Annotated in this window: 9 protein-coding genes; 2 read left to right on the top strand and 7 right to left on the bottom strand. The window is 68.9% G+C overall.

Annotated elements, in window-relative coordinates; all coding sequences use genetic code 11:
* On the top strand, positions 1–343 hold a 343-nt coding region (locus G6027_RS15840; protein WP_182638002.1), incomplete at its 5' end, for a DUF732 domain-containing protein.
* A gap of 11 nt (positions 344–354) precedes the next feature.
* Here the strand turns inward: G6027_RS15840 and G6027_RS15835 are convergent.
* From G6027_RS15835 to glnA, 3 genes are all read right to left on the bottom strand, one after another.
* The gene (locus G6027_RS15835) at positions 355–1,164 is read right to left on the bottom strand and encodes a DUF1206 domain-containing protein (RefSeq protein ID WP_182638001.1); all 810 of its coding nucleotides are present in this window, start codon (positions 1,162–1,164) and stop codon (positions 355–357) included.
* A gap of 96 nt (positions 1,165–1,260) precedes the next feature.
* Positions 1,261–1,671, bottom strand: coding sequence for a hypothetical protein (locus G6027_RS15830; RefSeq protein ID WP_182638000.1), 411 nt, complete (start codon positions 1,669–1,671; stop codon positions 1,261–1,263).
* Between the two features lie 112 nt (positions 1,672–1,783).
* Complete coding sequence (gene glnA, locus G6027_RS15825; protein ID WP_182637999.1) at positions 1,784–3,220, bottom strand: type I glutamate--ammonia ligase; 1,437 nt, start codon at positions 3,218–3,220, stop codon at positions 1,784–1,786.
* 220 nt (positions 3,221–3,440) lie between these two features.
* Between glnA and G6027_RS15820 the strand changes: the two genes are divergently transcribed.
* Positions 3,441–3,929, top strand: coding sequence for an RDD family protein (locus G6027_RS15820; RefSeq protein WP_182637998.1), 489 nt, complete (start codon positions 3,441–3,443; stop codon positions 3,927–3,929).
* 133 nt (positions 3,930–4,062) lie between these two features.
* Here the strand turns inward: G6027_RS15820 and G6027_RS15815 are convergent, their stop codons facing one another.
* From G6027_RS15815 to sucB, 4 genes are all read right to left on the bottom strand, one after another.
* Positions 4,063–4,818, bottom strand: a complete 756-nt coding sequence (locus tag G6027_RS15815; RefSeq protein ID WP_182637997.1) for a DUF4191 domain-containing protein — start codon at positions 4,816–4,818, stop codon at positions 4,063–4,065.
* Between the two features lie 123 nt (positions 4,819–4,941).
* The gene (lipA, locus tag G6027_RS15810) at positions 4,942–5,952 is read right to left on the bottom strand and encodes a lipoyl synthase (RefSeq protein WP_182637996.1); all 1,011 of its coding nucleotides are present in this window, start codon (positions 5,950–5,952) and stop codon (positions 4,942–4,944) included.
* 21 nt (positions 5,953–5,973) lie between these two features.
* Positions 5,974–6,651, bottom strand: coding sequence for a lipoyl(octanoyl) transferase LipB (lipB, locus tag G6027_RS15805; RefSeq protein WP_182637995.1), 678 nt, complete (start codon positions 6,649–6,651; stop codon positions 5,974–5,976).
* A 78-nt stretch (positions 6,652–6,729) separates the two neighbouring features.
* Positions 6,730–8,496: 2-oxoglutarate dehydrogenase, E2 component, dihydrolipoamide succinyltransferase (gene sucB / locus G6027_RS15800; RefSeq protein WP_241727191.1), on the bottom strand; the 1,767-nt coding region annotated here is incomplete at its 5' end.

Genomic DNA, 8,496 nt, shown 5'->3' with positions numbered 1-8,496 from the left:
GACGCCGCCCCCGCCGCCCGAGCCGCAGCCGGAACCGATGCCGGGGGAGCCCGCACCGGAACCGCGAGCGAACGAGACCCCGGCGGCTGAACCCGCTCCCGTCGCCCCCGGGGGCGGTGACTTCGCCGCGCTGCTGGAGAGGCAGGACGTCGTACTCCCTGAGGGCGTGGATCCGGTGGCCACCGCGGCGGAGGCGTGCGGCCGCTTCGACGGGGGGCAGCAGATGGACGAGGTGTCGGGGTGGCTCGGCGAGTACGGGCGACTCGGGCCCGAGCAGCAGGGCTTCTTCCTCGGCGCCGCCGTGGGTACCTACTGCCCCCAGAACTTCCCCAAGCTCGGCTGAGTCCAGGCGTCTCACATCCGGCCGTACTTGGCCCGGCCCAGGGAGTAGACGCCGTACAACGCGATCCCGACCCCGGTCATGATCAGCAGTATCTGTCCGAACGGCTGCTCGCCGACCGTCCGCAGCGCGGCATCGAGGCCGCCCGCCTTCTCGGGATCCGCTGTCACGACCGCCGCGATGACCAGTCCGCCGAGTATGACCAGCGCGGCACCCTTGGCGATGTATCCGAGTTGGCCGGAGACGACGATGGCACGGCCGACGTTGCCGCCCCCGGTGCGTTCGAGGTCCTCGACGAACTTCTTGGTGGCGCCCGTGTAGACGTGATGGGCGCCCACGCCGATGATCACGAGGCCCACCACGACGAGCGCGACCTTGCCCGGTGCGGAGCCGAGCAATCCGGCGGTGGTGCCGGACGCCGTCTCGGAGTCCGAATCGGATGCCCCCGAGGCGAACCTGGCCGTGGTGACGCCGAGCGCGAGGTAGACGGCGGCCTTGGCGCCCGCCTTGACCCTGTCCGAGGCCTCCTCGGACCCCAGGATCATCTCGATGACCTGCCACAGCCCCAGGGCGAGGAAGCCGATCGCGCCGGCCCAGAGGAGAGCCTGGCCGCCCGGGGCGGAGGCGATCTCGGCGAGGGCGCCCGAGTTGGACGCCTCCTCTCCGCCCGATCCTGTCGCGATCCGGATGGCGATCCACCCGATGAGCAGGTGGAGGATCCCGTTCATGACGAAGCCCGCGCGTGCCAGCCACTCGAGGGCGGGATGGTCGACGGCCGAGCGGGCGGCGCCCTGAACGGAGCGAGGGGTCTCAGGTGTCTTCATTCCAGCACTCTCCCACGAGCCCGGCTTCCTCACGACCTCGGCGTAACCAGGACCTAGGCGTAACCAGGACCTCGGCTTACGCAGGACCTCGGGGGGTTACCACTCGATCTCGCCGAGGACGTCGTTCCGCCGACGGAGCTCGGCCACCCGCTGTTCGGCCGCGCGGTGCTCCTCGGAGCGGCGCCGGGCCTGTTCCGCGAGCGCGTCCGCCTCGACCTCGGCCAGGAGGAGTTGGAGACGGTCTTTCTGTTCTCGCAGCGTCTCGACCGAGGTGTCCATCGCGATGAGCTTTCGTGAGCCCGCGCTGGCATGGAGGAAGGGGTTCCGTTCGAGGATCAACCTCGCCTCCTCGGGGTCGAGCACCCGCGACAGCTTGAGCAACACGGGGTAGCTCTCTCCGTCAAGGCCGGTCCCCGGTTCGTGGTCCGGGTCAAGGGCGGCCGCGACCACCTTGAGTGGTCTGGCCCTCGGGGAGGCGCTCCGGAAGTCCACTTCGTCTGCGTCCACGAGCTCCCGACCCCTTCCGTTCCCCGCCTCCTGGCGTTCTCCGGTCCTGGGTCAACCGTAAACGCCCCGGCCACAGGGGCCGGGGCGTTTCAACGATTGCGGAGCTGCCGGATCAGCAGTCGTAGTACAGGTCGAACTCGTGCGGGTGCGGACGCAGGTTGACCGGGGCGATCTCCTTCTCCCGCTTGTACTCGATCCAGTTCTCGATGAGGTCCTCGGTGAACACCCCACCCGCGGTGAGGTACTCGTGATCGGCCTCGAGGCGGTCGAGCACCGCGCCCAGCGACGTGGGGGCCTGCGGGATGTCGGCGGCCTCCTCCGGCGGGAGCTCGTAGAGATCCTTGTCCACCGGGGCGTGCGGCTCGATCTTGTTCTTCACGCCGTCCAGGCCCGCCATCATCATCGCGGCGAACGCGAAGTACGGGTTGCCCGAGGAGTCGGGGCAGCGGAACTCGATGCGCTTGGCCTTGGGGTTGTTGCCCGTGATCGGGATACGGACACAGGCGGAGCGGTTGCGCTGCGAGTACACCAGGTTGATCGGCGCCTCGTAGCCCGGGACGAGCCGGTGGTACGAGTTGATCGTGGGGTTGGTGAAGGCGAGCAGGCTGGGCGCGTGGTGCAGGATGCCGCCGATGTAGTAACGGGCGACGTCGGACAGCCCCGCGTAACCGGCCTCGTCGTGGAACAGCGGCTTGCCGTCCTTCCACAGCGACTGGTGGGCGTGCATCCCCGAGCCGTTGTCCCCGAAGAGGGGCTTGGGCATGAAGGTGGCGGACTTGCCGTTCTTCCACGCGGTGTTCTTGACGATGTACTTGAACAGCTGGATGTCGTCCGCGGCGTGGAGCAGGGTGTTGAACTTGTAGTTGATCTCCTGCTGGCCACCGGAGCCCACCTCGTGGTGGAAGCGCTCGAGCTCGAAGCCGGCGTTGGTGAGGTTGGTCGACATCTCGTCGCGAAGGTCGACGAAGTGGTCGTAGGGCGCCACCGGGAAGTACCCGCCCTTGGGGCGAACCTTGTACCCGAGGTTCGGCGAACCGTCGGCCTCGGACTCGGCGCCCGTGTTCCAGTTGCCGGCGATGGAGTCGACCTCGTAGAAGCCGTGGTTGGTGCCCGAGCCGTAACGGACGGAGTCGAACACGAAGAACTCGGCCTCGGCACCGAAGAAGCAGGTGTCCGCGATGCCCGTGGAGATCAAGTACTCCTCGGCCTTGCGCGCGACGTTGCGGGGGTCGCGGCTGTAGGCCTCACGGGTGAAGGGGTCATGGACGAAGCAGCTGATATTGAGCGTCTTGGCCTTGCGGAACTGGTCGATGCGAGCGGTCGACACGTCCGGCAGGAGCATCATGTCGGACTCGTGGATCGACTGGAACCCCCGGATGGACGAGCCGTCGAACGCCAGGCCGTCCTCCATCATGTCCTCGTCGAAGGCGGCGGCAGCGATCGTGAAGTGCTGCTCGGCACCGGGCAGGTCGGTGAACCTGATGTCGACGTACTCGACGCCCTCGTCCTTGATGAACTTGATGACCTCGTCCGGAGTGGAGAATGCCACGATGTCGCTCCTCGTCTCTCTGTGCGACGGGCAACCGGTGCCGCCCGTCGTGCGGTGACCTCACGATATGGGCGAGGTGTTGCCCGGCCGTCAACCGAATGTTTCGGCAGTGTTACAGAGGCGGGCCGGGTGGCGTCCCTCCCAATGGGGTCAGCCTAGTCAACCACTATGGGGGAACATCGACACGGGGATCCTCCGGGCCCCGGCTACCCTGGGAACCATGCGTGAACTTGCAGGATCATGGCTGTCCGGCCCGACCTCGTCCGGCAACGAGCCGGAGCAGGCCTTCAAAGGTGAGCGGCTCGGGCTGCCCCAGTACGGCGAGGGTTCTCTCGCGCCGCTGGGGGTGCGTCTCGGAGCGCTACTGGTCGACTGGTTCCTGGCCTACGGGTTCGTGGGACTCGTCGTCACTCTCGGTGGACCGGGCCTGCTCGGAGGCGAGACGTTCTCCGCCGTGGCCAGTTGGGCGACTCCGCTGCTCTGGGGCCTGTCCGGCGTGGTGTGCGTCTGGCTCTTCGCCCAGACGCCCGGGCAGGCGCTGTTCGGGATCGGCACCGCACGGATCGACGCTGACGAGCGGGTCGGTGTCCTCCGCGCGATCGTCCGGGTCGCCTTCGTGTTCTTCCTGCTGCCGCCCCTCGTTCAGGACGAGGACGGTCGTGGACTGCACGACAGGGCAACGGGTACGGCCCTCATCCGGACCCGGTGATCCCTGAGCTGGCCCCGCTGAGCCCGGAGACGGACCCGGTGATCTGTCCGCGCTAACCCGCCGGCGCGACCGGCGAGTGCGACCGGCGAGTGCGACCGGCGCGACCGGTGGGCGTGACGGACTCCGGCCCGGGTCAGCCTCGGCGGCGGGCGCTGCGCTGCATGTTGCGGACCTTCGCGCCCTGGGGGAGCGGGCCCTTGGGCATCTGGTTCTGGATTCCGGTCTTGGTGCCCAGCGCGCGCAACCGGGTGTCCAGGGCGTCGACCTTCGCGCGGTTGATGTTCATCGGGTAGCGGGTCAGGCGACGGTTGAGTTTGCGCAGCGGGACCTGCTCAGGGGTTGTGCCCTCCTCGTCGCCGACGATCAACTCGTAGATCGGGGTGTCGCCGACGACCCGGGCGACCTTCTTCTTCTCCTGCAGCATGAGTGGCTTGAGCCGGTGGGGCTGCCCCTCGCCCACGAGGACGATGCCGCAGCGACCGACCACGCGGTGCACGGCGTCGAAGCTGGTGGTCGCGGCAACGGCCTGGTTGACTCGCCAGCCCGATCGGAGCTGGTCCAGTGCCCACGCCGCCGCACCGGGCTGTCCCTCGGCCTTGGCGAACACGGTGTTCTGGACGCGGCGGGAGAAGATCACCATCGCCAGCATCAGACCGGTGAGGACACCCAGGGGCAGCATCCACCACTCCCCGCCCCACAGCGAACCCAGGAGGAAGAACGCGACGGCGGAGAGGATCAACGCGCCGATCATCAGGGGCCACAGGAGCTTGTCCTGCTTTGACTGGATCTTCAGGGCCTCCCACATCTGGCCGCGCTGCGCCTTGCTCGCCTGCCGCCGTGCAGCCCGAGCCGCCTTTTTGTCCGCCTTGCTGACCTCGCTCTTCGCCATACCGTTCAGGATACGTGGCGAGCACCACCGTTCGGGAACCGCGGTTCGCCGCAGGGGTGGACCGGGTGAGGAGCGGGGGCGGGCCGGGTGAGTGGACCCGGTCGGGCGTCGACGCTTGGCCGGTCAGGCCAGACTGCGCGCCAGCACGGAGGAGGCCTCCTGCGAGGCTGCACCCCCGGAGGTCAAGTGCGTGAGGTTCTCCGGAACCTCCTGGCCGCGGTACTCGAGAGCCTGGACGTAGAGGCGGCCGGCCCGGTACGAGGACCGGACCAACGGGCCGGCCATGACACCGGCGAAACCGATCTCGCGCGCCTGGTCGGACAGCTCCACGAACTCCTCCGGCTTGACCCAGCGATCGATGGGATGGTGCAGCGGGCTGGGCCGGAGGTACTGCGTGATGGTGAGGATGTCGCACCCCGCGGAATGCAGGTCGACCATCGCGTCGACGATCTCCTCGGTGGTCTCACCCATCCCCAGGATGAGGTTGGACTTGGTGACCAACCCGAAGTCGCGGGCGGCGCGGATCACGCCGAGGGACCGGTCGAACCGGAACGCCGGCCTGATGCGCTTGAAGATCCGGGGAACCGTCTCCACGTTGTGCGCGAGCACCTCGGGTCTCGACTCGAAGACCTCCGCGAGCTGGTCCGGGTCCCCGTTGAAATCGGGGATCAAGTTCTCCACGCCGGTGTTGGGGTTGAGCTCGTGGATCTTGCGGACCGTTTCCGCGTACAGCCACGCGCCACCGTCGTCGAGGTCGTCCCGGGCGACGCCGGTGATGGTCGAGTACCGCAGACCCATCTCGCGAACGGACTCCGCCACGCGCCGCGGCTCGTCCCGGTCGAGGGCGCTGGGCTTGCCCGTGGCGATCTGACAGAAGTCGCAGCGTCGCGTGCACTGTTCGCCGCCGATGAGGAACGTGGCCTCGCGGTCCTCCCAACACTCGTAGATGTTGGGGCAGCCGGCCTCCTCGCACACCGTGTGCAGGCCACCGGTCTTGACGAGGCTCTTGAGTTCCTTGTACTCGGGGCCCATGGTGGCCCGCGTCCGGATCCAGGAGGGCTTACGCTCGATCGGAGTCTCGGCGTTGCGGGCCTCGATGCGGAGCAGCTTGCGGCCTTCAGGAGTCACAGTCACGGGCGCCAGCCTACGCTCGAATCACCTCACGGGTAGTCGGCCGTCGAGCGCCTCCACCACGTCGGAGGTGACCTGATCGAGGACCTCCGAGACGGGCACGTCCCGTCCGAGTTCGGCCGAGAGGGACGTGACCCCGGCGTCGACTATCCCGCAGGGGACGATCCGCGAGTAGGCATCGAGATCACAGTCGCAGTTGAGGGCGAAACCGTGCATAGTCACGCCGCGCTGGACACGGATCCCGATGGCGGCGATCTTGCGCTCCGGCCGGCCGTCGCCGGCCGGACACCACACGCCGGACCGGCCGTCCACACGGTCGACCTCCACCCCCATCCGGGCGCACGTGGTGATGAGGGCCTGCTCCACCCGGCGGACGTACTCGACCACATCAATGGGGTCCGACAGGGCGATGATCGGGTACCCGACCAGCTGCCCGGGCCCGTGCCAGGTGATCCGACCACCCCGGTCCACGTCGACGACCGGGGTCCCGTCGACCGGACGATCCGCCGGCTCCGTGCGCTTTCCGGCGGTGTACGTGGCCGGGTGTTCCAGGAGCAGGATGGTGTCCCCTCGGACCCCGTCGGCCCTCTCCTCGGCGAGCGCCCGTTGCAGCTCCCAGGTGGGTGTGTACTCGACGGTGCCGAGTCGGCGGATCTCCGGCTCGACAGGATCGCGGCGCAGGGACTGACCGGTGTGGGACATGGCGTCCACTCTAAGCGGACGAACCCCGCGGACGACGACGGGCGCCCTCCCGGACGCCCGTCGCGCTGTCGTCTGGACCTACAGTCCGAGGTCCCCCTCGAACTCGGCCTGCTGCAGACGGTCCTTGACCGTGGTGAGGAAGCGGCCGGCGTCCGCACCGTCGATGAGACGGTGATCGTAGGTCAAGGGCAGGTAGCCCATCGATCGGATGGCGATCGACTCGCCGTCGTCGTCGGCGTCGACGACGGGGCGCCGCACGATCGCACCGGTTCCCAGCATCGCCGCCTGCGGCGGGACGAGGATCGGGGTGTCGAACAGCGCACCCTCGCTCCCGATGTTGGTGATGGTGAACGTGCCCCCCTGGAGGTCGTCCGGGGTGAGCTTGGACGCCCGCGCCCGCTCCGCCAGGTCGATGATCGCCTTGGCGAGTCCCGGGATGTCCAGGTCCTGGGCATCTCGGATGACCGGTGAGAGCAGCCCTGCCTCGGTGTCCACGGCGATGCCGAGGTTCACCGAACCGTGGTAGGTGATCTCGTTGGTGTCCTCGTCGTACGACGCGTTGACGTTCGGGTGCGAGACCAGGGCCTCGACCACCGCCTTGGCGTAGAACGGCAGGTAGGTGAGCTTGACGCCGTGCTCGTCCGCGAACCGGCTCTTGGTCCGGGCCCGCAGCTGCGCGACGCGGCTCATGTCCACCTCGAAGACCTGGGTGAGCTGCGCGCTGGTCTGCAGCGACTCACGGGTCTTCTTGGCCGTGATCTTGCGGATCCGGTTGGCCTTCTTGGTGGTCCCGCGAAGCTCCGCCAGTTCGGGTCGCACCCCGGCCGTGGACGGGCCCCCTGCCGGGGCCTTCTTCTCCGCGGGGGCCTCGGTGCCGCTCTCGGCGCCACCCTCGGCCGCGGCGAGGACGTCCTGCTTGCGGATCCGTCCGCCGATGCCGGTGCCCTTGACGGAATCCAGGTCCACGCCGTGTTCCTGGGCGAGCTTGCGCACGAGCGGTGTGACGTACGGAGAGGTGCCGGACGTGGCGCTGCTGGCGCCCGCCTCGTTCTCGGCCGCGGCGAGGACGTCCTGCTTACGGACGCGCCCACTGGCTCCGGAGCCCTCGACGGTCTCGAGGTCGACACCCTTCTCCTCGGCGAGCGTGCGCACCAACGGGGTGGGGGACGGCGAGGAGCCGGACTTGGCGGCCTCCGCCGGCTCGGCCCGCTGAGCGCCCGAGGTCTCCCGGTCGTCGGCCGCGCCCGCGGACTTCTCCGCCTTCTTCTCGGCCTTCTTCGCCGCCTTCTTCTCGGTCTCCGGGGTCTCACCCGCCGCGTCGTCCTGCTCGGCGGCGCCGGTCGCGTCGGTGGCGTCGCCCTCCGCCTGCGCGGGGGCGTCGTCCGGACGGGCGGATTCGGCGGCGTCGGGTGTCCCCTCGTCCTCGGGTTCGTCGTCCTGGTCGGAGGTGTCGCCGTCGCCGATGACGGCGAGGACGGCGCCGACCTCGACGGTCTCGTCCTCCTCGGCGACGATTTTCTGCAGGGTGCCGGCGACGGGGGAGGGGATCTCGGTGTCGACCTTGTCGGTGGAGACCTCGAGCAGGGGTTCGTCCATCTCGACGGTGTCGCCGACGGCCTTGAGCCAGTTGGTGATGGTGCCCTCGGTGACGGATTCGCCGAGTTCGGGCATGGTGATCTCGGTGCCCTTGCCGCCCGATCCCTTTCCGCCCGAGTCGCCGGAGGACTTCGCGGGCGCTGGCTTCTCGGCGGGTGCCTCGTCGGCCTCGTCCTCGGAGTCGTCAGCGGAGTTGTCGGCCTCGTCGGCAGTGTCGTCGCCGTCGTCGGAGGAATCCTCCGCGGCCGG

It is taken from the genome of Dietzia sp. SLG310A2-38A2, from assembly GCF_014145095.1.
In the GTDB taxonomy this organism is placed as follows: domain Bacteria; phylum Actinomycetota; class Actinomycetes; order Mycobacteriales; family Mycobacteriaceae; genus Dietzia.
The sequence above is the reverse complement of the archived record's forward strand: the minus strand, read 5'-3'. Positions and strand labels throughout refer to the sequence as shown.

Bases quoted from the DNA above. Each gene is read 5' to 3' on its own strand.
- G6027_RS15835 (WP_182638001.1), bottom strand. From the start codon at position 1,164: ATGAAGACACCTGAGACCCCTCGCTCCGTTCAGGGCGCCGCCCGCTCG.
- G6027_RS15820 (WP_182637998.1), top strand. From the start codon at position 3,441: ATGCGTGAACTTGCAGGATCATGGCTGTCCGGCCCGACCTCGTCCGGC.
- lipB (WP_182637995.1), bottom strand. From the start codon at position 6,651: ATGTCCCACACCGGTCAGTCCCTGCGCCGCGATCCTGTCGAGCCGGAG.
- G6027_RS15815 (WP_182637997.1), bottom strand. From the start codon at position 4,818: ATGGCGAAGAGCGAGGTCAGCAAGGCGGACAAAAAGGCGGCTCGGGCT.